Origin of the sequence: Pseudomonas sp. (assembly GCF_040514055.1) — a bacterium.
Classification (GTDB): domain Bacteria; phylum Pseudomonadota; class Gammaproteobacteria; order Pseudomonadales; family Pseudomonadaceae; genus Aquipseudomonas.
The window spans coordinates 1-23615 of sequence record NZ_JBEVDL010000037.1 but is presented as its reverse complement, the minus strand read 5'-3'; the positions used below and the strand labels follow the sequence as shown (position 1 = coordinate 23615).

Genomic DNA, 23615 nt, shown 5'->3' with positions numbered 1-23615 from the left:
AACGGTTTGTGCACGGTGCCGTCCGTCTGTGGCTATCGGCGGAACAAAGCAAAGCTTGATCGTTCCTACACACACTAGTCGATAACCGCCACCATTCCCGCACTTGCTGTCATGTGGCACCTGCCTGGCATAGCATGGGGCTGTGCCCTTCGCTGGAGACACCGCTCATGCCTGCCCTGGCCCGTTTGCTTACCCTGACGTTGTTGGTCCTGTCGTGCGCCTGCCAGTCGGTCAATACCACCCGCGGCGGTGCCGTCGGCGTGGAGCGCAAGCAATACATGTTCAGCCTGCTGTCGACCGAGCAGGTCAACCAGCTGTCGTCCCAGTCTTACCAGGAGACCCTGGAGAAAGCCTCGGGGCAGGGGGTGCTGGACAAGACCGGGCGCAACGCCAAGCGCCTGGACCAGATCGCCGGTCGGCTGATCGCCCAGGCGCCGTATTTTCGGCCGGATGCGGCGCAGTGGCAGTGGCAGGTCAGCCTGATCAAAAGTCCTGAACTCAACGCCAGTTGCGCGCCGGGCGGCAAGATCCTGTTCTACAGCGGGTTGCTCGACAGCCTGAAGCTGAGTGACGATGAAATCGCCGCGGTGATGGGCCACGAGATCGCCCATGCCCTGCGCGAACACGGGCGCGAAGCCATGTCCAAGGCCTATGGCATCGAGATGGCGCGTCAGGGTGCCAGTGTGTTGTTGGGTCTGGGGGAGGACAGCATCGCGCTGGCCGATACCGTGGTGCAGTACGCCATGACCCTGCCGAACAGCCGTAGCAACGAAAACGAAGCGGACCTGATCGGCCTTGAACTGTCGGCACGCGCCGGCTACGACCCCAGCGCTGCCGTCAGCCTGTGGCAAAAAATGGAGAAGGCCAGCCAAGGCGCGCCGCCCGAGTTTATGAGCACCCACCCGGCGTCCGCCAACCGCATCGCCGCCTTGCAGGCGGCGATTCCGAAAGTCATGCCCTTGTATCAACAGGCCCGGGGGCGGCTGTAGCACCTTTGCCTGCTGCCTGCTGCCTGCTACCGCTCCAGCGCTGTCGCAGGCAGGGCTGTTGCGCCGTCCGGTGAAGTCAGCGCATGGCTTTCGGTGGGTAGGGCAAGGCCTCCAGGCCGAGCTGGGCTCGAAAGTTTTCCACGTCGAACAGGGTGCAGATTTCCTGGATTTCGCCAGCGGGGGTCAGGGTCCAGAATGCCATGGCGGAGATGCTCAGCACCCGGTCGCTGGGCTGATAACCCAGGCTCGGCTCGGCGATGGTGCCGATCAGGGTGCTCCAGGTGACGACCTGGTTACCCTCGGCCAGGCATTCCTCCAGCACCACCTCCAGGTCGGGCATGGCGGTGCGGATTTCGGTCACCAGCTGAGAGAACCCGGCGCTGTCCAGCGGCAGCTCGACGAAGGAGTTCTTGTACAGGAAGTCCCGCGTATGCAGCTGTTCCGCCAGGGCCAGACGGCCTTTGTTCCAGGACAGGTCGATGTGCTGACGAACCACTTTCTTCATATCGTCCAGTGACATGAGCCACTCCCGGTGACGGCGTGACGGCGCCCATTGACCCTTCACTGTAGCAGGGGGCGGCGGCGCGTTCCCGGCGCCGCCGTCGGGCTACCCGAGCATGCCGCTCAGTTTCAGGCCCTGGTAACCGGCGTAGAGCGCCAGCAGGGCGAAGGCGCAGGCGGCGATCCGTCGGATCAAGGTCAGCGGCAGGCGTTCGGCGGCGAAGTTGCCGAGCAAAACTACCGGCACATTGGCCAGGAGCATGCCCAGCGTGGTGCCGAGCACCACCAGGATGAAGTGCGGGTACTGGGCGGCGAGCATCACGGTGGCGACCTGGGTCTTGTCGCCCATTTCCGCCAGGAAAAACGCGATCAGGGTGGTCAGGAACGGGCCGTAGCGTTTCAGGCCTTGGGCCTCGTCGTCATCCAGTTTGTCGGGGATCAGGGTCCAGAGTGCGACGGCGACAAAGCTGGCGGCGAGGATCCAGCTCAGCGCCGCTGGCGAAACCAATCCGGCCACCCAGTTGCCCACGGCGCCAGCGGCGAAATGGTTGGCCAGGGTGGCGACCACGATGCCGGCGATAATGGGCCAGGGTCGGCGAAAACGTGCCGCCAGCAACAGGGCCAGCAACTGGGTCTTGTCGCCGATTTCGGCCAGCGCAACGATCAGGGTAGGGATGTACAGCGATTCCATCAGGCTTCCTAAGGGGCGGGTCGACATGGCTATGACACATACGACCTGCCCGCCCCGGGTGAGGTGTACGTGTCATAGGTCTTGTCGAGCCGACGGCCATGAAAGGCCGGGGCCGCGCGCACCAGGGTCGGTTGACCCAGTATGTTGATGCGTGCCGGGCGAGCCTGCCGTGCGGCGGCTCGCGGGAGACTACTCCCCTAGGACGGCGCGCAGTGTGCCCAAGTGTCGGCGATTGGGCAAGTACCGACGGGCTGCGCTCAGCGGCGACGCGCCTGGTAGATGCGGAAACCCTGGCCCTCGGCCAGCACCTTGCAAGCGCCCAGATGCTCTTCGATCAAGGGTTGGTAGCGCAGAAAACTGTTGGCCACCAGGCGCAGCTCACCCCCGGGCTTCAGGTGCGCGCGGGCCTGGCGCAGCAGCTGTTCGGTGGCCTGATAATCGGTGTGCACGCCTTCGTGGAAGGGCGGATTGCTGAGGATGGCGTCAAGCCCCAGCGGCGCCGCGTCGATGCCGTCGCCAGTCAGGACGTCGGCCTCCAGGCCATTGGCGGCCAGCGTTAGGCGGCTGCTGGCGGCGGCGAAGGCGTCAACGTCGAGCAGGGTCAGCTGGTTATGGGCAAAACGTCGTTTCAAGGCGGCGCCGAGCACGCCGGCACCGCAGCCAAAATCCAGCAGGTGGCCGCTGGGCAGTTTGTCCAGGTGTTGCAACAGCAACGCGGTACCGCGGTCCAGGCGGCCATGGCTGAAGACCCCGGGTAGGCTGATAACCGTCAGCGGACCGTCGGCCAACGCCAGTGAGTAGGACTGGGCCAGGCTATTCAGGTCGGGGGTGGGCGGCGCCTGGTCGACCCGTACCTGCCAGAGCTGGCAGTGGCGGGCGCTGTCGAGCTTGCGTGGCTGGCCAAAGGGCTGCAGCTGTTTGGCGGCCCGTTCGATGCCGCTGCGCTTTTCCCCGACCAGGAACAGATTGCGACCGGCCAGGCGCGAGGCCAGGCTCTGCAGCAAATAGTCGGTCAGCTCGCGGGACTTGGGCAGGAACAGCACCGCGTCGTCGAATGCCGCGGTCGGCAGGGTCACGCCAAAGGCGCTGCGCTGGACGAAGCGTGCCTCCAGTCGCGCGTGCTCACCGGCATGCCAGCTCCAACCGTGCGCCGCGGGCAAGCGACCGAGCAGGTCATCGGCTGGCAGGCCGGCGAGCAGCAGATTGCCGCCAAACAGCTCGACTTGACGCAGGAGAACTTCGCTTCGCGGGTCCATGGCTACTCCGGGCAAAACGCCAAGCATAACAAAGCTGGCCAGTGGGTACCGCGCTTGCGCGCCCTACGGACTCACCTGGCGCAGCGGCGTTCCGGCGAGAAAGCCCCGGGCGTTTTCGGCCAGCTGAAGGACGATGCGCTGGCGCGCCTCGCGGCTGCCCCAGGCCGTATGGGGGGTGATGATCAGGCGTGGAATATCGTCCGCCAACAGCGGGTTGCCACGCCGCGGTGGTTCCTCGGTCAGCACGTCGGTGGCCGCGCCGCCCAGATGCCCGCTGCGCAGGGCATCGGCCAGCGCCTGTTCGTCGACCAGGCCGCCGCGAGCAGTGTTGATCAGAAAGGCGCCGGGTTTCATCAGGCGCAGGCGCCGGGCGTCGATCAGGTGGTGGGTCTGGGCATTCAGGGGGCAGTGCAGGGTCAGGGCGTCGACCTGGGGCAGCAGCTCATCCAAGGTCAGGCGATCGGGGCGCGGTGCACGGCCCGGCAACTGACCGAGCAGCACCTGCATGCCGAAGGCTTCGGCCAGTCGGCCCACGGCACTGCCCAATTCACCGTGACCGAGCAGGCCCAGGCGTTTGCCACTGAGTTCGACGATGGGGAAGTCCAGCAGGCAGAACTGCTCCGCCTGTTGCCAGCGGCCGGCGCCGACCGCCTGCCGGTAATCCGCCAGGCGGGTGGCCAGGGCCAGCAACAGCATCAGCGTGTGCTGGGCCACGGAGGGGGTGCCATAACCTTGGCAGTTGCTGACCACCACACCGTGGGCGCGGGCTGCATCCAGATCGACCAGATTGGTGCCCGTGGCGGCCACCAGCACCAGCTGGAGCTCGGGGCAGGCGGCGAAGGTCGCCGCGTTCAGCGGCACCTTGTTGCTGATTGCCACGTGGGCTCCTTGCAGGCGCTCGATCACCTGCGCGGGTGCGGTCTGCCGATGCAGGGTCAGGGTGCCGAGCGCCCGTTCGAGCGCTGTCAGGTCGAGGTCACCCAGGTCCAGCGAACCCTGGTCGAGGAATACGGCGGGTCGACTGATCATCTGCAGCTGTACCTTTTGTGCGACGGGGTGACGGGGTAAGGTAAGCAGCCTACCAGACCGCCCGCAGCCACCAGGACCCCTCAGCATGTATTGGACAGAATTTTTGACCGTTGCCTTGATCCACCTGCTGGCCGTGGCCAGCCCAGGGCCCGATTTCGCCATCGTGGTGCGTGAGAGTGTCAGCGCCGGCCGACGTGCCGGGACCTGGACCGCAATCGGTGTCGGCAGCGGCATTCTGGTGCACGTGACCTATTCGCTGTTGGGTATCGGCCTGATCGTGTCGCAGTCGGTGGTGCTGTTTAACGCCTTGAAGTGGCTGGCGGCGGCCTACCTGTTGTATATCGGCATCCGCGCCTTGCGGGCCAAGGCGGCCGACCCGGCGCAGGCCGACCTGGCCCAGGCGCCGGTCGAGCGCAGCCCGCGTGCGGCCTTTGTCAGTGGTTTCGTCACCAATGGCCTGAACCCCAAGGCGACCCTATTTTTTCTCTCGCTGTTCACCGTGGTAATCAATCCACACACCCCGTTGGCGGTGCAGGCCGGTTACGGACTCTACCTGGCGGTGGCGACCGGGATCTGGTTCTGCCTGGTGGCCTTGCTGTTTAGCCAGTCGCGGGTGCGCGCCGGTTTCGCCCGCCTGGGCCACTGGTTCGATCGGGCGATGGGTGCAGTGCTGGTGGGCTTGGGCGTGAAACTGGCGTTTACCGAGCTGCGCTGAGGCGGCTTGCGGCACTTGCCGGTCGCCGTGCCGTGGCCGGGGAGGCGCAACCGGCCGCTGGTTGAGGAGCACGCCGCGGCGGGCGTGCCCTCGTGCAGGCTTACAGCAGTTCGACCGCCACTGCGGTGGCTTCGCCGCCGCCAATGCACAGCGCGGCGACCCCGCGGGAACCGCCGGTGTTTTTCAGCGCATTGATCAGGGTCAGGATGATCCGCGAACCGGTGGAGCCGACCGGGTGGCCCTGGGCGCAGGCGCCGCCATAGATGTTCACCTTGGCGTGGTCCAGGTCGTGCTCGCGCATGGCCAGCATGGTGACCATGGCAAAGGCCTCGTTGATCTCGAACAGGTCCACCTGGTCCTTGCTCCAGCCAATTTTCTTGAACAGGTTGGCGATCGCCCCGATCGGCGCCACGGTGAACTCGCTGGGGTCCTGGCTCTGGGTGGCGTGCCCGACGATGCGCGCCAGTGGCTTCAAGCCGCGGCGGCTGGCCTCTTCGGCGGACATCAGCAGCAGGGCGCTGGCACCGTCGGAGATCGAGCTGGCGTTGGCCGCCGTGATGCTGCCGTCCTTGCGGAACGCCGGTTTGAGGCTGGGGATCTTGTCCAGGTTGGCGTTGAGCGGCTGCTCGTCGTCCACCACCTGCACTTCACCCTTACGGGTGGTCACGGTGATGGGCACTATCTCGGCCCGCAGCGAACCCTCGGCAATGGCCTTTTGCGCGCGCTTGAGCGACTCGATGGCATAGGCATCCATGGCCTCGCGACCGATGCCGTACTGGTCGGCGGTTTCCTGAGCGAAGGAGCCCATCAGACGGCCGGTGCGGGCGTCCTCCAGGCCGTCGAGGAACATATGGTCCTTGATCTCGCCATGGCCCATGCGCAGGCCGCTGCGGGCTTTTTCCAGGATATAGGGCGCATTGGACATGCTTTCCATGCCGCCTGCGATCATCACCTGGTTGGTGCCGGCCTTGATCAGGTCGTGGGCCAGCATCACCGCCTTCATGCCCGAACCACAGAGCTTGTTGATCGTGGTGCAACCCGTGGCGCTGGGCAGGCCGGCGTTGAGTGCAGCCTGGCGGGCCGGGCCCTGTTTGAGGCCGGCGGGCAGCACGCAGCCCATGATCACTTCCTGGACATCGGCGGCCGGGATGCCGGCGCGGCTCACCGCTTCGCGAATGGCGGCGGCGCCCAGGTCTACGGCGGGCACGCTGGACAGGCTGCCCTGGAAGCCCCCCATGGGGGTGCGGGCGCCGCTGACGATGACGATATCGGACATGGAAAAATCCCTCGCTAGCTGTAAAGGGGTGATTGGATGGCCGGTTCCGGCCCAGGCCATCGATTCTAGCGCGTGGTCACCGATGGCCAAAGCCCGCGCCAGGCAAATCATTCTTTTGACTGATTTATGAGCACAGGAGGGGCTCTAGAGTGGCCCTCAGTCCAAAAACAATATGCTCCGAACAGGTGCCACCATGCTGCAGACCCGTGTGATTCCCCCCGCCGACAATGCTTACCCCTATCCGTTGCTGATCAAGCGCCTGCTGCTGTCGGGCAGCCGCTATGAGAAAACCCGGGAAATCGTCTATCGCGACAGCGTGCGTTACAGCTATGCGACCTTCAACGAGCGCGTCGCACGCCTGGCCAACGTGCTGACCGAGGCCGGGGTCAAGGCCGGTGATACCGTGGCGGTAATGGATTGGGACAGCCATCGCTACCTGGAATGCATGTTCGCCATCCCGATGCTCGGCGCGGTGCTGCACACCATCAATATCCGCCTGTCCCCCGAGCAGATTCTCTATACCATGAACCACGCCGAAGATAAGTTCGTGCTGGTCAATTGCGAGTTCGCCGGGCTCTACCAGGGCATCGCCGCTCAGTTGACCACGGTGGAAAAGACCCTGTTGCTGACCGATGCGCCGCAGCGCGACGTCGAGTTGCCTAATCTGGTCGGTGAATACGAGGCCCTGCTGGCCGCCGCCAGCACCCACTACGACTTTGCCGAATTCGATGAAAACTCGGTGGCCACCACCTTTTACACCACTGGCACCACGGGCAACCCCAAAGGGGTCTATTTCACCCACCGGCAACTGGTGCTGCATACCCTGTCCACCGCCACCGTGATTGGCAGCCTGGACAGTATCCGCCTGATGGGCACCGACGACGTGTATATGCCGATCACCCCGATGTTCCACGTGCACGCCTGGGGCCTGCCATATGTGGCGACCATGCTGGGGGTCAAACAGGTCTATCCGGGCCGCTACGACCCCGAGTTGCTGGTGGAGTTGTGGAAGCGCGAGAAGGTCACCTTCTCCCACTGCGTGCCGACCATCCTGCAGATGGTGATGAATGCCAAGGCGGCCCAGGGCGTGGACTTCAAGGGCTGGAAAGTGATCATCGGCGGCAGCGCGCTGACCCGCTCGCTGTATGAAGCCGCCAAAGCCCGCGGTATCCAGCTGACCGCGGCCTATGGCATGTCGGAAACCTGTCCGCTGATTTCCTGCGCCCACCTCAACGATGAACTGCGCGCCGGCAGCGACGACGAGCGCATCACCTACCGGATCAAGGCCGGGGTACCGGTCCCCCTGGTGGACGCCGCGATCATCGACGCCGAGGGGCATTTCCTGCCGGCCGACGGTGAATCCCAGGGTGAACTGGTATTACGGGCGCCCTGGCTGACCCAGGGCTATTTCCGTGAAGCGGAAAAAAGCCAGGAACTCTGGGAAGGTGGCTGGCTGCATACCGGCGATGTGGCGACCATCGACGGCATGGGCATCATTGATATCCGCGACCGCATCAAGGATGTGATCAAGACCGGTGGCGAATGGATTTCCTCGCTGGAGCTCGAGGATCTGATCAGTCGCCACCCGGCGGTGCGCGAGGTGGCGGTGGTCGGTGTGCCCGATCCACAGTGGGGTGAGCGCCCGTTTGCTTTGATCGTGCTGCGCGAGGGTCAATCCCTGGATGCCAAGCGGCTCAAGGAACACCTTAAGCCGCTGGTGGAGCAGGGCTTGCTGAACAAGTGGGCGATTCCCACTCAGATCGCGCTTGTTACCGAAGTTCCCAAGACCAGTGTCGGGAAACTGGATAAGAAGCGCATCCGCCTGGATATCGCCCAGTGGCAGGCCGCCGGCAGCGCATTTCTTTCCACCCTTTAACGACCAGGGTGCGGGGGTGGCTAAAGTGACTGCTCAGTCAAACAAGCGTTTGGCTTGCTTATTGCTGTTCTCAGGCCATTCTTGGCTCGGTACGAGTGTGACTGCGCAGTCAGACCTGCGAGCCAGAGTGTCCGGGAGTGCAAATCACACTTTCGAGGGATCAAGCCGTACTGGCTGCTGGCTATAGTCCGCACCATCCATAACAAAAAACACATGGAGTAGGTCGATGACATCTAACAAACCCTTCTGGCGCCTGGCAAAACTGCCATTGGCTGTCAGTCTCGCCTCCACCCTTGCCGCTCCGGCGTTTGGCGTTACCTTCAATATTGGCGAGATCGAGGGGCAGTTCGATTCGTCGCTCTCCGTCGGCGCCAGCTGGTCGGTCCGCGGCGCGGATCCAGACCTGATCGGGGTGAACAACGGCGGCTCGGGTCTTTCCCAGACCACCGATGACAGCCGTTTGAACTTCAAGAAGGGCGAGACCTTCTCGAAAATCTTCAAAGGCATCCACGACCTGGAACTGAAGTACGGCGACACCGGCGTGTTCGTGCGCGGCAAGTACTGGTATGACTTCGAACTGAAAGACGAAGACCGTCTGTTCAAGGACATCGACGACAATGACCGCAAGGAAGGCGCCCAGTCGTCCGGCGCGCAGATTCTCGATGCCTTCGTCTATCACAACTATTCGATCGACGATAAAGCCGGTTCGGTTCGCCTGGGCAAGCAGGTGCTGAGCTGGGGCGAAAGTACCTTCATTCAAAACGGTATCAACGCTACCAACCCGGTCGACGTGTCGGCGTTCCGCCGTCCCGGCGCCGAGATCAAGGAAGGCCTGATTCCGGTCAACATGTTCTACGTGTCCCAGAGCCTGACCGACAACCTGTCGGCTGAGGCCTTCTACCAGTTGGAATGGGACCAGACGGTCGTCGACAACTGCGGTACCTTCTTTGCCCAGCCGGACGTCTATGCCGATGGCTGCGATGAAAACCTGCGCCTGTTGAGCAACAACAGCGCCCTGATCGGCGCGGTGAACGCCCAGCTGACGGCCGCCGGTTTCGATCCGCTGAGCCAGAACTCCGAAGGTAACCTGGTCAAGCGCGGCGGGGACCGTGATGCCCGCGACGACGGTCAGTTCGGCTTGGCAATGCGTTACTTCTTCGAACCGCTGGACACCGAGTTCGGCGGCTATTTTATGAACTACCACAGCCGCGCGCCGATCTTCAGCGCCTCGTCGCCAAGCCAGGGTCTGTTCGACTGGGCGGCCGGCAAGGGCACCGTGGGCGTGCTGGGCGTGGCGGGCAACTCCGAGTACTTCATCGAATACCCGGAAGACATCCGCCTGTACGGCCTGAGCTTCTCCACCACCCTGCCCACCGGCACGGCCTGGAGCGGTGAAGTCAGCTACCGGCCCAATGCGCCGGTGCAGTTGAGCACCACCGATATCCTCTACTCGGCGGCCCGCCCGGTTGGCGGGCCATTCGCCGATGCCTCGGTGCTGACCCCGATCCCGGGCCAGGACCTGCACGGTTACAACCGCAAGGAAGTGACCCAGATCCAGACCACCTTCACCCATTTCGTCGATCAGGTCATGGGCGCCAGCCGCCTGACCCTGGTTGGTGAAGTCGGGATGACTTTTGTCGGTGGCCTGGAACACAACAGCGAAGCCCGTTATGGCCGTGATCCGGTGTACGGGCCGGGCGAACTGCCCAACGGCACCTGCCAGTTGCTCAATACCCTGACGTCCGCCGGGTCTGTGGGCAACAACGACACCTCCAACAAGTCGCGCAACTGCAACGATGACGGTTACACCACCCACAGCTCCTGGGGCTACCGTGGCCGGGCGATCTGGGACTACCCGGACGTCGTTGCCGGTATCAACCTCAAACCGAGTGTGGCCTGGTCGCATGACGTGGACGGTTTCTCCCCGGGTCCTGGCGGCAACTTCGAGGAAGGCCGCAAGGCGGTCAGCCTGGGCCTGGACGCGGAATACCAGAACACCTACACCGCCAGCCTGGCTTACACCGATTTCTTCGGCGGCAAGTTCAACACTTCCAGCGATCGTGACTTCGTGGCGCTTAGCTTCGGCGTGAACTTCTAAGGGAACAGGGAATTTTGAGGAAGACCATGCAAATGAAAATAACAAAAAGCTTGTTGCAAACCGGTGCTCTGACACTTTCCATGGTCGCGACTGGGGTGATGGCCGCGGTATCGGCCGATGAAGCGGCCAAACTGGGCACCAGCCTGACGCCCGTGGGCGCCGAGATGGCGGCCAATGCCGATGGCAGCATTCCGGCCTGGACCGGCGGCTTGCCGAAGAATGCCGGTGCCGTGGACAGCAAGGGTTTCCTGGCGGATCCGTTCGCCAGCGAAAAACCGCTGTTCACCATCACCGCGCAGAACGTCGAGCAGTACAAGGCCAAGCTGACCCCTGGGCAACTGGCCCTGTTCAAGCGCTATCCGGAAACCTATCGGATGCCGGTGTATCCGACCCACCGGTCAGTGACCTTGCCCGATGACGTCCTGGCCGCGGCCAAGGCCAATGCCACCACCACCAAGCTGGTCGAAGGCGGCAACGGTCTGGAGAATTTCCAGAGCGCCAACCCCTTCCCGATCCCCAAGGACGGCATGGAGGTGATCTGGAACCACATCACCCGCTACCGCGGTGGCAGCGTGAAGCGCCTGGTGACCCAGGCCACGCCGCAGGCCAACGGCTCCTACAGCCTGGTGTACTTCCAGGATGAGTTCACCTTCCGTGACAAGCTGAAGGATTTCGATTCGACCAAGCAGAGCAACGTGTTGTTCTACTTCAAGCAGCGTGTCACCGCGCCCTCGCGTCTGGCCGGTAACGTACTGCTGGTCCACGAAACCCTCAACCAGGTGAAGGAACCTCGTCTGGCCTGGCTCTACAACGCCGGTCAGCGCCGTGTGCGTCGCGCCCCGCAGGTGTCCTACGACGGTCCAGGCACCGCCGCGGACGGCCTGCGCACCTCCGACAACTTCGACCTGTACAACGGTTCTCCAGATCGCTACGAGTGGAAGCTCAACGGCAAGAAAGAGATCTATATCCCGTACAACAGCTACAAGCTGGATTCGCCAAGCCTGAAGTACGAGCAGATCGTCAAGGCCGGTCACATCAACCAGGACCTGACCCGCTACGAGCTGCACCGTGTCTGGCATGTGACCGCGACCCTGAAGTCCGGTGAGCGCCACATATACGCCAAGCGTGATTTCTTCATCGACGAAGATACCTGGCAAGCGGCGCAAATCGACCACTACGACGGCCGTGGTTCGTTGTGGCGTGTGGCCGAAGCCCATGCTCAGTACTACTACGACAAGCAAGTACCCTGGTATACCGTGGAAACCCTGTATGACCTGCAGTCGGGCCGTTACCTGGCGCTGGGGATGAAGAACGAGGAGAAACAATCCTACGACTTCAACTACAGCGCTTCGGAAAGCGATTTCACCCCCGCTGCACTGCGCCAGGCAGGTGTGCGCTAAACGCGTGAACCTGGTCTGAAAGGAACCGGCCGAAAGGCCGGTTTTTTTTGCTCCGTGGTTGCTCCATTCGCTGCGCTTGCGCGCACGCGGCGGATAGGCTAATTGGATGCGCAGGGGCCGATGGGCAGGCAGGCGTGGACATCGGCTAGCACACGCCCTAGTCTGCTGGACTTCGACTGCCGCTCATTCTTGCAAGAACCGGGTAATGACTGACCTATCCAGTATGCACCGCTTGAGTAATGCCCCTGGCCTAGACGCCGAGGGTCGCTTCTTTCGTCCTCCCTTGCCTGCTGGTTATGTGCCGCGCCCTCGGCTGTGCGTGCGGCTGGAAGCGGGTTTGGACGGGCGCTTGCTGCTGGTCAGCGCACCCGCCGGGTTCGGCAAAAGCTCACTGGCCATCGAGTTCTGCGAACGCCTGCCCAGTCAGTGGCGTAGCCTATGGCTGGGATTGAGCGCTCGCGACAGTGACCCGGGACGTTTCCTCGAGCGGCTGCTCGGCGGCTTGCAACCGTACTTTCCTGGGGTGGGCGAAGACGCCTTGGGTTTGCTGAAAATGCGCCAGCGCCACCAGCCCTTTGCCTTCGAGGAGTGGCTTGACGGTTTGCTCGATGAGTTGGCGGTTCGCCTGGATCCCTTGAGGCCGCTGCTGCTGGTGGTGGACGACTACCACTTGGCCCAGGGCGCGGTGTTGGACCGTTGCCTGCAGTTTTTCCTCAACCACCTGCCAAGCGGTCTGGTACTGCTGGTGACCAGCCGGCACCGGCCTGACTGGCACCTGGCGCGGCTGCGCTTGTCACGCCAATTGCTGGAACTGCACGAACAGGACCTGCGCCTGACGGTGTCCGAGATTCGCGAATTGCTCGCCAGCCAGGGTGCAGGGTTGCAAGGCGAAGCGCTGGATTGCCTGGTACAGCGCAGCGAGGGCTGGGTTGCCGGGTTGCGCCTGTGGCTGCTGACGGCAGCGCAAAGCGGCAGCCTCGATCCCCTGGGGCATCATTTACACGGGGCCGAGGGGTTGATCCGCGACTACCTGTTGGAAGAGGTGATCGAGCGACAGCCGGCGGCGGTACAGGCGTTTCTCTACGAAACGGCTTGCCTGGAGCGCTTTTCACCCGCCTTGTGCGATGCCGTGCGCGAGGCCCACGACAGCGCTGCGATCCTGCAGCATTTGCAGGCTCACCAAGTGTTCCTGGTGCCCCTGGATGAACAGGGCCTGTGGTTCCGTTACCATCACCTGTTTTCCGACCTGCTGCGTGCGCGTCCGCCGCTACTGTCGCTGCCCCAGTCCAGCCTGCACCTGCGCGCCTGCCGCTGGTTCAGCGCCCAGGGGTTGCTGGACGAAGCGGTGGATCAAGCCTTGCGGGCCGGCCAACCGGACGTGGCGGCGAGCCTGGTGCAGAACCTGTCCGAGGAGCAGCTGCTGGCGGAGCAGAACGTCGCCATGCTGCTGCGCTGGAAGATGGACCTGCCCGACAGTCTGCTGGCCAGTACGCCGCGGCTGATTCTGCTGTATGGCTGGGCGTTGACGCTGGCCTGCCAGCTGGACGCGGCCGAAGAGTTGGCGGCTCAGCTCAGCCGCTTTTTGCCGGCGCCCAGCGCCCCCGAACAGCAGGCGCTGTTGGCGCAATGGTTGGCCCTGAGTGGCGTGATCGCCCGCGGGCGCGGCCAGCGTGTACGAGCCGAAGCATTTTGCGTCGAAGCCTTGGCGGTATTGCCGCTGGAGCGTTACGGCCAGCGCCTGATGTGCCTGTCGACCCTGGCCAACTTGGCGATCGTGCGCGGTGACCTGTGGCGCGCCCGCGGGCTGAACCGCGAGGCCCTCGAGTTGGCGCAGCGGGTCGGCAATCCATTATTCGAGGCGCTGACCCATTATGATCGGGCGCGTGTGCTGCAGGCTCGTGGCGAGGTGCTGCGCGCCCTGGATGAAGTGCGCCAGGGCCTCGAGCGCTTGCGTGGCCTGGCGCCACAACGCTCCTATGCGGTGCGTGCGCGCCTGACCCTGTACCAAGGTTACCTGCTGACCCAGCGTCTGCAGTCCGAGGACGCGCGGGTGCTGCTGAGCGCGGGCATCACCGAGGCGCGTGCCTGCCGGGACATCAGTCTGTTGATCGGCTATTGCGTGCTGGCCAGCCTGGACGGGCGTGAGGGACGGGTGTCGGAGGCCTTTGCCTTGCTCGCCGAGGCCGAACGATTGATGCATATCTGGGATGTGCCACCGATCTATTACCTGGCCATGATTACCCTGGTCAAATGCGAACTCTGGCTGGCCCAGGGGCAACTTGAACTGTCGGCTGCCTGGCTGGCGCGACTGGCCGAGGCCTACAGCGGAGAGGAGGCCGCCACCGCGCCGGAGTTCCATCCGCAACTGCCGCTGCATATCGAACTCAAACAGGCCGCGTTGGAGCGCCGGCAAGGCCGACTGGTCGAGGCCGAGCGGCGGCTGCGGGCGCTGAGCCAGCGGGCCCAGGCGGCTGGCGGTCAGCTATTGGGCGTGATCGCCCGGGTGCAGTTGACCCTGCTGTTGCGTGACAGTGGCCGCGAGCGCGAAGCCCAACAGCAATTGCACAGTTGCCTGGAGGCCTCCTGTGGCGGGGCCTTACTGGCATTTAATGAGCTGCTGGTGCTGCAGCCGGCCTGGTTGCGCGAGCAGTTGCAGGCGATCCGCGCCTGTCCCCTGCGCGATGCGTTACTGACACTGTTGCCGGAGCCCGGTGCGCAGGACACGCTGGCCATTGCGCCTGCCGAGACCCTCAGCGTGCGTGAACTGGCGGTGCTCGAACAGATCGCCCAGGGCTGTTCCAACCAAGAGATCAGCGAGCGCCTGTTTATCTCCCTGCATACCGTCAAGACCCACGCCCGGCATATCAACAGCAAGCTGGGTGTCGAGCGGCGTACCCAGGCGGTGGCACGGGCCAAGGCCCTGGGGTTATTGCACTGAGGGCAGTGACAGGTCAAGTGCGCCGCTGGCCGAGCCTGTGCGGGCGGGTTGGGTCGCTTGAGCCGATTGGCCGAGCTGGGCCTGGATGTCCGCCTGCAGGACCTGCAGCACCGGCAGCGACTGGCTCAGGCTGGCCCGCACCTCGGCGTAGGGGTGCTCGTTGGCCATCCGGGCAATGCGCGCGAGCAACTCGCCGCGTACCTCGGCGCGCAGATGGACGAACAGCGCCGGCAGCTGCTGACTCAGTTCGGCGCCATACCGTACCAGGTCTTCCCGATTGAACTGGGCCGTCAACATCAGGTAGTCGAGGGCGCTGGCGGTCAGCATCGCGGCGGCGGCCTTGGTGTCCTGCAGCCCCTGCAGGCGCACCGGATTGCGTTGTTCCTTGGCCGACAGGGTGGTCCAGAATTCCGTGGTCAGGGTGAACAGCACCGCCTGCTGGCGCAACGAATGGGTCATCAATCCCAGCGCCTCGGCGCCATAGGGCTGCACGGCGGCGCGGAAATTAAAATACAGACGCATCAAATCCTTGAGCCGGAACAGCACCTCGCGGGCCTCGTTCTGGCGCTCTTCAAGGGGGGCATAGATATTCAGCTGACCGCGAAAGTTCTCTTCGCTGACCAGGCGTTGGTAGATCGGCCCGGTGAATTCGCCGCTGCGCCGCGGCAACGCATCAGCCTGGTCGCTGTCGATTTTCGCCAGGGCGCTGATCAGGTCCTGGTAATCGGCGCTGGTCCAGGGGCGCTGGATATCCGGTATCGGTTGGCCGAGGTAAAACAGCTCGGCGGCCACCAGCGGCGACGCCCGCGTGATCAGCAGCAAAAACACCAGGGACAACCATGGGCGGTGGGACGGGCTGGGCACAATGGGCTCCGAAAGCCAGGAACGTTACCCAGGGTAGCCAGCCGGCGGGCGGGCGTCACCTGCGCCTTGGTTGGGTCGGTGCACCCTTCCTAGGTTGGGGCGCCACCCAGGGGAGGGCGTGCTCTGATAATCCCGTGCGTTTCGACACGAGTCCCGAGGAGCCCGCCATGCCCGCCATCCCCTTGTCACCGCTCCCCCTGGCCGCCGGCGTTGCCCGTTGGGGGTTTGGCGCCTTGCCGCTGCAGCGTCTGAAAGCGCGTTATGCCGGGGTCGAGAGCGGCTCGCGGTTCGTCGAACTGGACGGCTTTTCCCTGCATTACCGGGACGAGGGCGCGCGCGACCTGCCGGTGCTGGTGCTGATCCATGGTGTGGTGTCGTCGCTGCACACCTGGGACGACTGGGTGACGATTCTGGGGGGACAGTACCGCATCATCCGCTTCGATGTTCCTGGGTTCGGCCTGACCGGCCCGGCGCGGGACGGCCGTTACACGGCCGAGCGCATGCTCGCGGTACTGGTCCAGTTGCTCGACTACCTGGGCGTCGAGCAGGCCGACCTGGTCGGCAACTCACTGGGCGGCTACATCGCCTGGAATTTTGCCCTGCTGCAACCGCAGCGGGTGCGCAGGCTGGTTCTGATCGACCCGGCGGGTTACCCCATGCAGAAGGTGCCGTGGATGATCGCCGCAGCGCGTTTGCCGGGGGCGGTGTGGGCCACGCCCCTGTGGATGCCGCGTGCGCTGATCGCCCAGGGCATTCGTGAAGTCTACGGCCAGCCGGGGCGGATCAAGGCCGGCGTCGTCGACCGTTATTACGACCTGAGCCGCCGACCCGGCAATCGCGGGGCAATGATGGCGATCTTTCGCGAATTGCTGCGGGTCAATGCCGGGCACCTGCACGAAACGCCGGCCCGGGTGGCGGCGTTGCGCAGCCCGACCCTGTTGTTGTGGGGCGAATGCGACCGCTGGATATCGCCCCAGCACGTGCCGTTGTGGCAACGCGACCTGCCGGGTATCCAGGTCCGGGTCTACCCGGGTGTCGGCCATGTCCCGATGGAAGAGATCCCTCAGCGCAGCGCGGAAGATACCTTGCGCTTTCTGCGCAGCTGATCCACGCGCCCGTTGCCGCGACGGCTACAGGGCCGTCGCGTGGGTCGGTCAGCCAGCAGCGACCGGGTCGAACTCCTCGCGGGTGCTCTGCAGCAGTGCCAGGTTGTCGTGTTGCCAGGGGTGGAAACCCTCCTGGAAAAAATCCCGGTAGGGGCCGACCAGGCCACGGAAAAAGCCCTGCTTGCCCCACAGCCAGCGCAGGCCGTCGCGCCAGACCTGCCAGTTCCACAACAAGCCGTCTTCCTTGAGCATCAGGATCAGGCCGCGGCTGGTGTCCAGCAGAAAGAACCAGGTGCCCAGGCGCATGGCACGGTGCAGCATGCGCCGATCGCCGCAGACCTGATTGAACACGTCGAAGGCCACCGCCTTGTGTTCGGTTTCCTCCAGGGCGTGCCAGCGCCACAGCCGTTGCAGCGTCGGGTGCGCGCCCTGCAGATGGCGGGGCTCGCGCAGCAGGGCGTCGGCCATGATCGCGGTGATATGTTCCAGCGCCACGGTGGCGGCCAATTGGCGTTGTCCAGAGAATTTTTTCTGGGTGTAGCGAATCCGTCCCTGGGCGCGGCGCTCCAGCGGCGTGATGGCGTACCCCAGATCGCGCAGGCGCGCGCTGTAGGCCAGGTGTTCGCGGCTGTGGTGCCCCTCCTGGCCGATAAAGCCGCTGATCTGGGCCTTGAGCACGGGGTCCTCGATCCGGTCGCGGAACTGGCGCACCGAGTCGATGAAAAAACGCTCGCCGTCGGGAAACAGCACCGACATCGCGTTGAACAGGTGGGTCTTGAAGGCATCGCCGCCGTGCCAGTGGCGGGGCAGCGGATCGGGTAGCTGGAAGTCCAGGTGACGTGGACGAATCTGCAAACCGAAGGGGGTGCTACTGGCCATGGGGAATCTCCCGGGGGCACGCGGTGGAGGAGGGTGGCGCGTATCAGGCGGCACGCGGTTGAGGCTCGAACTCGGCGCGGTACTGGTAGACCAGGTGCAGGTTGTCATGCTGCCAGGGATGGAAATCGCTCCGGTAGAAATCCAGGTACTGCCCCACCAGCTTGCGGTAGATGCCGTTTTTGCCCCAGAGCCAGGTCAGGCCGTCGCGCCAGACCCGCCAGTTCCACAGCAGGCCATCGCGCTTGAGCATATGGGTCAGGCCCTTGAGCGTGTCGAGGGTGAAGAACAGCGTGCTCTGGATAATGGCGCGACGGCGTAGCCATTTGCTGCCGGAGATGACCTGGAATACGTCGAAGGCCACCGCCTTGTGCTCGGTTTCCTCCAGCGCATGCCAGCGCCACAGCCGCGCCAGGCTCGGGTCGGCGCCGTCCAGCCAATTGGCGTCTGTCAGCAGGGCGTGGGCCATGATCGCGGTCAGGTGTTCCACCGCGCAGGTGGCGGCCAGTTGCAGCTGGGGCGACAGGTGCTTTTGCACAAAGGCCAGGCGACGCTTGAGACCCCGCTCAAGGTAGTCCACGTCGTACCCCAGGTCGCGCAAGCGCTGGCTGTACTCCAGGTGCTCACGGCTGTGATGGGCTTCCTGGCCGATAAAACCGCGGATCTGCTCCTTGAGCAGCGGGTCGTCGATGCGCTCGCGGTGCAGGCGCACCGAGTCGATAAAGAAGCGCTCGCCGTCAGGGAACAGCACGGACATGGCATTGAACAGGTGGGTCTTGAAGGCATCGCCGCTGTGCCAATGACGCGGCAACGGTTGCGCCAGGTCAAAGTCCAGCTGACGGGGGCGAATCTCCAAACCGGGAGGGGTGGTGCTGCTCATGGGACGCTCCGTGGGACTGAATGGAACCATGGTCCACTATGGTCTTGTGGGACTTTGTAGGACAAGGTTATCTTCTGCCAATAATTCGGTCATATCCGGCCATTTTTTCGGCCTGCTCAAGGTGCACTGCCATGAAATCCTCCCGTACCTTGACGGCCGAGCGGGTGCCACTCGCCTATGCCGCCGCATTGCTGGACCTGGCTGAGAGCCTGGGAGCGTCGCGTGACCAACTGCTGGCCGACGCCGGAATCGATGCGCGGCTGCTCGGCAGCCCCAGCGGCCGGATGTCCTTTGTCGATTTCCGGCTGTTAGCCAGTACTGTATTGCTGCATTGCCAGGAACCGGCGCTTGGACTGTTGCTGGGACAGCGATTGAATGTTTCGACCCATGGCATCCTAGGTTATGCGGTGCTCGCCAGCGCCAACCTGGGGGAGGCCCTGCGCTTTGCGTTGACCTACTACCGGGTGCTGGGCCTAGCCTTCGAACTGGAGTTGGTGGAGGTTGGTGACGCCGTGGAGGTGCGCGCGATCGAGACCCTGCCGCTGGGTCCGCTCGGCCGTTTTGCCGCCGAGTGCCTGATGGCGAGCCTGCACGGCATCGCGGCGTTCCTGTTGGGTGAGCCGCTGCAGCGGGCGCGCCTGGGTTTTATGCATGCCGCACCGGAGTATGTGGGGCGTTATGCGCAGGTCTTCGCCGTGCCAGTGCTGTTCGAGCAGCCCTTTCATTTTTTCGGTCTGCCCAAGCGTTATCTGGAACGGCCAATGGCACTGGCCAATCCGGCCACCGTGCAGATGTGCGAGCAGCAATGCGAGGCACTGCTGGTCAGCCTGGACCTGCCCGACGGGCTATTGACGCGCTTGCGTCGGCTGCTGTTGGCCCGTCCCGGTGATTTTCCGGACATGGACAGTGCCGCCCAGGCGCTACACACCAGCAGTCGCACCCTGCGCCGGCACTTGGCGCAGTTGGGTACCCGTTACCAGGCGGTGCGCGATGAGGTACGCAAGCGTCTGGCGCTGCAGTACCTGACGACGACGCACCTACCGTTGTTCGAAATCGCGGCCCTGCTTGGTTTCAGCGATGCGTCGAACTTTCGTCGGGCTTTCAAGCTCTGGACGGGCAAGGTGCCGCGGGAATACCGCGAAGGCCGCCGCTGACGAAGGGGCCACTGCCCGTCAGCTCAGGGTATTGGTGGCCATGCACGCAGACATACAGTTTCAGTGGCGATTGCGAGAGTAAACCACCTGCTGCAGGTGGGTGTCTGGAGTATCCATATCGGCTGACCTGGCAGGCACGTATGGGCGCTGCTTATCGTTCGACTTTGGCCAGTGCGTCTCCTTTCGTTAAGTAATAGGCAGCGAATACCAAAAACTTAAAGATAAATGCCAGACCGAAACATAGTATGCGCTCAGGTATAAATTAAGCTGAGTATTTTGGGGTGTCTGCATTGAATTATCTGGTCTGTTCATTGGCCGCTGTAGTGGCGCTCTCCTGCGCGTGGGGGAATGCGGCCGAAATTACGTTGGATGGGTCTGGTGTCTCGCAGGGCTATGCTGCGGGATGCAAGCCCGCAATCTTAACTGATTACATGGAGACGGGTAGCTGGAACGCCAGAAGGATTGAACCCAGGGATTGCGCCAAGGTTAAAATTCTTACGCCTATTTTTTCCTGGGTCATGCCCCCAGACCTGGCGCCCTCGAGTCAGATGACCTTGACTGTGCAAGGCGCGAACAATACGACCTTGACCTATTCCAGTGCGACGCCGCGGCTCTTGCTACCGCAGCAGCTGGCCGTAGGTTCTTATACGTGGACTGTCACCTATAGCCGGCGTAACGGCGAAGTCGTCAGCAGTCAGCCGCGACGCTTCGCCATCACCAAACGCAATGCCATGATCATTCCGGGCGGTGTGGAGTTTGCTGATAAAGTCGCGGTAAGGGGGCACCCACGGGCGGTGCCGGTTCAGAAAAACGCCCAGGCAATTGCGCGGCTGGCGGCGGCTGGTGACCTGGGAGTTTCCTACGCTGCCTATATCGTTCGTGCGGATGCTTACCTCACTAAAGGTATCCCCGCTGCGCCCAGGGAGCATGTTCGTGCCGATTTCCCTAATGATACTGAATACAACAATTGGCTGCGGGTATTGAAGGAGAGCAGCGCCGAGGAAACGCTTGCCATTCAAACCCTGGGTTACGCCGCACACTTCACCGGCGACCGAAAATATATCCGGCCGGGTATTGATCGGTTGCTCGCCTTGGCCGGCTGGCGGTCGGACGGCGCGACCAGTGAAGCCATCCAGGATCAGGCCAATAGAGAAATATACCTGGGTTTGGCCAGCGGCTATGATTTGTTTCTACTGAGTCTGACGGAGGAACAAAAAAACCGGATTGCCCTGGCATTCAATACGCGTGTCACGCAAACGCTAAACAGGTTTCCCAGGCTCAATACCGTCCCGTATGAGTCGCATTTGCTCACGGGTATTAAATACAGTACGGAAGCCCTGATGTATGTCATTGGCGATCGGCAGCACTTTCCCGCAGCCAAGGCGCAGTTGGCATTGGCTTGGGAGGCTTTGATCACCACCTCCGGTACTTGGGCGGGCAGCAGTGATGGAGCATTTGGCAACGGTGATCACTATGGCTGGATGGCGATGCTGTCGCTCAGTCGTTTGATGGCCGTGGTGAAATTGACCGCCGGTGTGAACTTGTCCGATTTGCCGGCCATGGGCAAGACAGGACTCACTCAAATTGCGCTTACGCCTATCGGAGCTCGCCTTCGCGGTCAGTTTGGTGATAGCACCGAGGTCGAGTCCAATTACTGGGCGTATTCTTACGATGAATTTCGCTTGCTCGCCAGTGTCACTGGCAATCCGTTATATGAGACATATTGGCGCCAATTCAAGGATAATTTAAACTCCGCCAGACCCATGTTGCCCTACCACTACTTACTCCTCGGGTTGGCGCCAGCCGCCGCCCCGGCGTTAGCCGTCGATCCGGCGTTTCCCAATTCTTATGTCTTTGACGATGCGGGCATCGTGGCCATGCATTCGAAAACAACCGATCCGAACCGGAGCAGTGTATTTTTTCGTTCAAGTCGTCTAGGTAGCTATAATCACTCCCATGCGGACAACAATGCTTTCACTTTTGTTTCAGAGGGGAGAGCCATGTTGATTAGTGGTGGTTATTATCCCGCATATGGTACGAAGCATCAGCGTTATGTAACCCGGGCCACTCGCTTTAAAAATGCACTTACATTCGATGGCGGCCTTGGTCAGGCAGAGCCTGTCGTTGACCCGAGAAATCCAAATGCCCCGGGGGCTCCGGTGCACAGTATGGATGCCCGGGGTAAATTGATTAATTTTCAGGACGACGAGAACTGGGTCGTCGCCAGCGGCGATGCCGCTCTGGCGTATCGGCGTAAGGTGAATGAAAAGAGCTGGTCGCCGTTGCTGAGTAAGGCCTATCGGACGGTGGCTTACAATCGCCGCGAAGGTCTTGTGGTTGTCTATGACTATGCCAAAAGCGATACCAAACGGAAGTGGGAGCTCAATTTTCAGGTGTTGAATAAACCCAGTTGGGCTGGATCCAAGACGCTCGTGATTGTCAACGGGCCCGCTACGGCCTGTATCAATGTATATACCGCGAAAAGTGCGCCAGGTACTTATTCCGAAACAAGCGGATTTCCTGTCGCTGCTGCTGATCCAGTGGATTTGCTTCGCTATCCGGATCAGTTCCAGGTTCGTTTTGCCGTGGGGACCGCCACCGAGGAGTTCACCGCGGTCACCGTTATTCGAGAAAACTGTCAGCCGCTGATCGCCGCCCCCGAAATTAGTTTCAATGGTGCCGAGGCGCTCGTGAAGATCAATAAGGGCTCTTTGAGCGCCAACCAGGGGGCGATTCGGATCGCCTATTGATGAATGCCCTAGGGGCTGCAATGTCGAGGCTATCTGCCCTCTGGTCTGTCAAGGTGCCTTGCTTTGTGAGTGAGCGCCGACAAGCGATGCGCTCTCCGCACAGGTGACTAGCCAGGGTGTGGGTGTCGTCGATTACGGGCGGGTGTGCTCTTTGTCGTAGTCACTGGGGTTCCGGCATTGCCAGCGCCAGGCGTCCTCGAGCAGGCGGGGCTGGCCGTATTGCGCCTGCCAGCCAAGCTCGCGCCGAGTCTTGCTCGGGTCTGCCCAGCAGTGGGCAATGTCCCCGGTTCGCCGTGGCACCACTTTGCGTGGCAAGGCGTGACCGATTACCGCCTCGAATGCCGCGAGCGTTTCCAGCATCGAGTAGCCACGGCCCATCCCCGCTGTGGCTCTGCAGCAGATGCGGTGCGCTCAGATGCCCTTTGGCCAAATCGACCAGGTGGATCTAGTCGCGAATGCCGGTGCCGTCCGGGGTCGGATAATCCGCGCCGTAGATGCTCAGTTGCGGGAGACGGCCAACGGCGACTTGCAACATGTAAGGCAGCAGGTTGTGCCATTGGGGTCTTCGCCGATTTGCCCCGAGGGGTGAGCACCGAGGGGGTTGAAGTAACGCAGCAAAGCGATCGACCAGCGCGGATCGGCACGGGCCAGGTCGCGAAAGAGGTTTTCCGCGGTCAATTTGGATTACCCCTAGGGGCTGCTCGGAATGCGGGTAGGACTGTCTTCGTGGGCAGGTGTGCTCGCCGATTCGCGGTGGCGCCCCAGGAAACCGCGCTGTTCAACCGCAACCCCTGCGACAACATCCGCTACGGGCGACCGGGGGCCCGCGATTTGCTGGACAAGGGTCGTATCCTGGAAGATGGCTCCCCCAGCAGCTGTGTCAGTTGGGCGGTGTCTTCGATTCCTCGTGGCGCTTGCAGAAGAGCAACGGCAAGCGTGGTGGGCGCGGACATCCATCTGAGCGCGATTGAAGCTTGAGGTGCGCTGTGGGTTGGGTTGCTTCTATATAGGTGCGACGGTCAAGAGCTACGTTGACTTCCGATTGGCGCGCTTAGCGGCGATTTGCCAGTCTGTGGAAAATAGGCCTTGACGGCAGTTCTGGCGGGCCTATAATGCGCACCTCTTCCGGCGTGAACCTCTCGGAAAACGGCTTGTAAATCAAGCAGTTAGCTTAAAAAGAGGGGTTGCTAAGCGGTGTAGATCGCGTAGAATGCGG

At 62.8% G+C, this 23615-nt stretch carries 17 protein-coding genes and 1 pseudogene; 9 read left to right on the top strand and 9 right to left on the bottom strand.

Annotated elements, in window-relative coordinates:
* Window positions 1–167 precede the first annotated feature (167 nt).
* Complete coding sequence (locus ABWY06_RS09840; RefSeq protein WP_353925392.1) at window positions 168–989, top strand: M48 family metallopeptidase; 822 nt, start codon at window positions 168–170, stop codon at window positions 987–989.
* A gap of 76 nt (window positions 990–1065) precedes the next feature.
* Here the strand turns inward: ABWY06_RS09840 and ABWY06_RS09835 are convergent, their stop codons facing one another.
* The 4 genes from ABWY06_RS09835 to ABWY06_RS09820 form a co-directional block, all read right to left on the bottom strand.
* The gene (locus tag ABWY06_RS09835; RefSeq protein ID WP_353925391.1) at window positions 1066–1509 is read right to left on the bottom strand and encodes an ester cyclase; all 444 of its coding nucleotides are present in this window, start codon (window positions 1507–1509) and stop codon (window positions 1066–1068) included.
* Window positions 1510–1596: 87 nt separating this feature from the next.
* A complete protein-coding gene (locus ABWY06_RS09830) occupies window positions 1597–2181 on the bottom strand; it encodes a TMEM165/GDT1 family protein (RefSeq protein WP_353925390.1) in 585 nt (194 codons plus the stop codon).
* A gap of 257 nt (window positions 2182–2438) precedes the next feature.
* Window positions 2439–3437: a methyltransferase gene (locus ABWY06_RS09825; RefSeq protein ID WP_353925389.1), complete on the bottom strand. Its 999-nt coding sequence runs from the start codon at window positions 3435–3437 to the stop codon at window positions 2439–2441.
* 63 nt (window positions 3438–3500) lie between these two features.
* On the bottom strand, window positions 3501–4466 hold the full coding sequence (locus ABWY06_RS09820) for a 2-hydroxyacid dehydrogenase (RefSeq protein ID WP_353925388.1): 966 nt from the start codon (window positions 4464–4466) through the stop codon (window positions 3501–3503).
* 85 nt (window positions 4467–4551) lie between these two features.
* Between ABWY06_RS09820 and ABWY06_RS09815 the strand changes: the two genes are divergently transcribed.
* Entirely contained in the window at window positions 4552–5181 is a 630-nt protein-coding gene (locus ABWY06_RS09815) for a LysE family translocator (RefSeq protein WP_353925387.1), read from the top strand.
* Window positions 5182–5281: 100 nt separating this feature from the next.
* Here the strand turns inward: ABWY06_RS09815 and ABWY06_RS09810 are convergent, their stop codons facing one another.
* On the bottom strand, window positions 5282–6457 hold the full coding sequence (locus ABWY06_RS09810) for a thiolase family protein (protein ID WP_353925386.1): 1176 nt from the start codon (window positions 6455–6457) through the stop codon (window positions 5282–5284).
* A gap of 193 nt (window positions 6458–6650) precedes the next feature.
* On the opposite strand from ABWY06_RS09810, the gene ABWY06_RS09805 reads away from it, so the two are divergent.
* From ABWY06_RS09805 to ABWY06_RS09790, 4 genes are all read left to right on the top strand, one after another.
* The gene (locus ABWY06_RS09805) at window positions 6651–8333 is read left to right on the top strand and encodes a fatty acid--CoA ligase (RefSeq protein ID WP_353925385.1); all 1683 of its coding nucleotides are present in this window, start codon (window positions 6651–6653) and stop codon (window positions 8331–8333) included.
* A gap of 226 nt (window positions 8334–8559) precedes the next feature.
* A complete protein-coding gene (locus ABWY06_RS09800; RefSeq protein WP_353925384.1) occupies window positions 8560–10431 on the top strand; it encodes a DUF1302 domain-containing protein in 1872 nt (623 codons plus the stop codon).
* Between the two features lie 32 nt (window positions 10432–10463).
* A complete protein-coding gene (locus tag ABWY06_RS09795; RefSeq protein WP_353925383.1) occupies window positions 10464–11831 on the top strand; it encodes a DUF1329 domain-containing protein in 1368 nt (455 codons plus the stop codon).
* Window positions 11832–12036: 205 nt separating this feature from the next.
* Entirely contained in the window at window positions 12037–14769 is a 2733-nt protein-coding gene (locus tag ABWY06_RS09790; RefSeq protein ID WP_353925382.1) for a winged helix-turn-helix domain-containing protein, read from the top strand.
* Here ABWY06_RS09790 and ABWY06_RS09785 read toward each other — a convergent pair.
* Window positions 14758–15633: a hypothetical protein gene (locus tag ABWY06_RS09785; protein ID WP_353925381.1), complete on the bottom strand. Its 876-nt coding sequence runs from the start codon at window positions 15631–15633 to the stop codon at window positions 14758–14760. The two genes, ABWY06_RS09790 and ABWY06_RS09785, sit on opposite strands and share 12 nt — an antisense overlap.
* Window positions 15634–15800: 167 nt before the next feature.
* On the opposite strand from ABWY06_RS09785, the gene ABWY06_RS09780 reads away from it, so the two are divergent.
* Window positions 15801–16739, top strand: a complete 939-nt coding sequence (locus ABWY06_RS09780) for an alpha/beta fold hydrolase (protein WP_353925380.1) — start codon at window positions 15801–15803, stop codon at window positions 16737–16739.
* 48 nt (window positions 16740–16787) lie between these two features.
* On the opposite strand, the gene ABWY06_RS09775 is transcribed toward ABWY06_RS09780, so the two are convergent.
* Complete coding sequence (locus ABWY06_RS09775; RefSeq protein WP_353925379.1) at window positions 16788–17618, bottom strand: metal-dependent hydrolase; 831 nt, start codon at window positions 17616–17618, stop codon at window positions 16788–16790.
* A gap of 43 nt (window positions 17619–17661) precedes the next feature.
* Window positions 17662–18495 carry a metal-dependent hydrolase gene (locus ABWY06_RS09770; RefSeq protein WP_353925378.1) on the bottom strand — a complete coding sequence of 278 codons (834 nt, stop codon included), beginning with the start codon at window positions 18493–18495 and terminating at the stop codon, window positions 17662–17664.
* Between the two features lie 131 nt (window positions 18496–18626).
* Between ABWY06_RS09770 and ABWY06_RS09765 the strand changes: the two genes are divergently transcribed.
* Both ABWY06_RS09765 and ABWY06_RS09760 read left to right on the top strand, forming a co-directional pair.
* Entirely contained in the window at window positions 18627–19649 is a 1023-nt protein-coding gene (locus tag ABWY06_RS09765; protein ID WP_353925377.1) for an AraC family transcriptional regulator, read from the top strand.
* A gap of 290 nt (window positions 19650–19939) precedes the next feature.
* Window positions 19940–22399, top strand: coding sequence for a heparinase II/III domain-containing protein (locus ABWY06_RS09760; protein WP_353925376.1), 2460 nt, complete (start codon window positions 19940–19942; stop codon window positions 22397–22399).
* Window positions 22400–22531: 132 nt separating this feature from the next.
* Here ABWY06_RS09760 and ABWY06_RS09755 read toward each other — a convergent pair.
* Window positions 22532–23149: pseudogene (locus tag ABWY06_RS09755) on the bottom strand (GDP-mannose 4,6-dehydratase); the annotation flags it as partial.
* Window positions 23150–23615 lie beyond the last annotated feature (466 nt).

Bases quoted from the DNA above. Each gene is read 5' to 3' on its own strand.
- ABWY06_RS09840 (WP_353925392.1), top strand. From the start codon at position 168: ATGCCTGCCCTGGCCCGTTTGCTTACCCTGACGTTGTTGGTCCTGTCG.
- ABWY06_RS09815 (WP_353925387.1), top strand. From the start codon at position 4,552: ATGTATTGGACAGAATTTTTGACCGTTGCCTTGATCCACCTGCTGGCC.
- ABWY06_RS09830 (WP_353925390.1), bottom strand. From the start codon at position 2,181: ATGGAATCGCTGTACATCCCTACCCTGATCGTTGCGCTGGCCGAAATC.
- ABWY06_RS09770 (WP_353925378.1), bottom strand. From the start codon at position 18,495: ATGAGCAGCACCACCCCTCCCGGTTTGGAGATTCGCCCCCGTCAGCTG.
- ABWY06_RS09775 (WP_353925379.1), bottom strand. From the start codon at position 17,618: ATGGCCAGTAGCACCCCCTTCGGTTTGCAGATTCGTCCACGTCACCTG.
- ABWY06_RS09810 (WP_353925386.1), bottom strand. From the start codon at position 6,457: ATGTCCGATATCGTCATCGTCAGCGGCGCCCGCACCCCCATGGGGGGC.
- ABWY06_RS09820 (WP_353925388.1), bottom strand. From the start codon at position 4,466: ATGATCAGTCGACCCGCCGTATTCCTCGACCAGGGTTCGCTGGACCTG.
- ABWY06_RS09825 (WP_353925389.1), bottom strand. From the start codon at position 3,437: ATGGACCCGCGAAGCGAAGTTCTCCTGCGTCAAGTCGAGCTGTTTGGC.
- ABWY06_RS09790 (WP_353925382.1), top strand. From the start codon at position 12,037: ATGACTGACCTATCCAGTATGCACCGCTTGAGTAATGCCCCTGGCCTA.
- ABWY06_RS09795 (WP_353925383.1), top strand. From the start codon at position 10,464: ATGAAAATAACAAAAAGCTTGTTGCAAACCGGTGCTCTGACACTTTCC.
- ABWY06_RS09805 (WP_353925385.1), top strand. From the start codon at position 6,651: ATGCTGCAGACCCGTGTGATTCCCCCCGCCGACAATGCTTACCCCTAT.
- ABWY06_RS09800 (WP_353925384.1), top strand. From the start codon at position 8,560: ATGACATCTAACAAACCCTTCTGGCGCCTGGCAAAACTGCCATTGGCT.
- ABWY06_RS09780 (WP_353925380.1), top strand. From the start codon at position 15,801: ATGCCCGCCATCCCCTTGTCACCGCTCCCCCTGGCCGCCGGCGTTGCC.
- ABWY06_RS09765 (WP_353925377.1), top strand. From the start codon at position 18,627: ATGAAATCCTCCCGTACCTTGACGGCCGAGCGGGTGCCACTCGCCTAT.
- ABWY06_RS09835 (WP_353925391.1), bottom strand. From the start codon at position 1,509: ATGTCACTGGACGATATGAAGAAAGTGGTTCGTCAGCACATCGACCTG.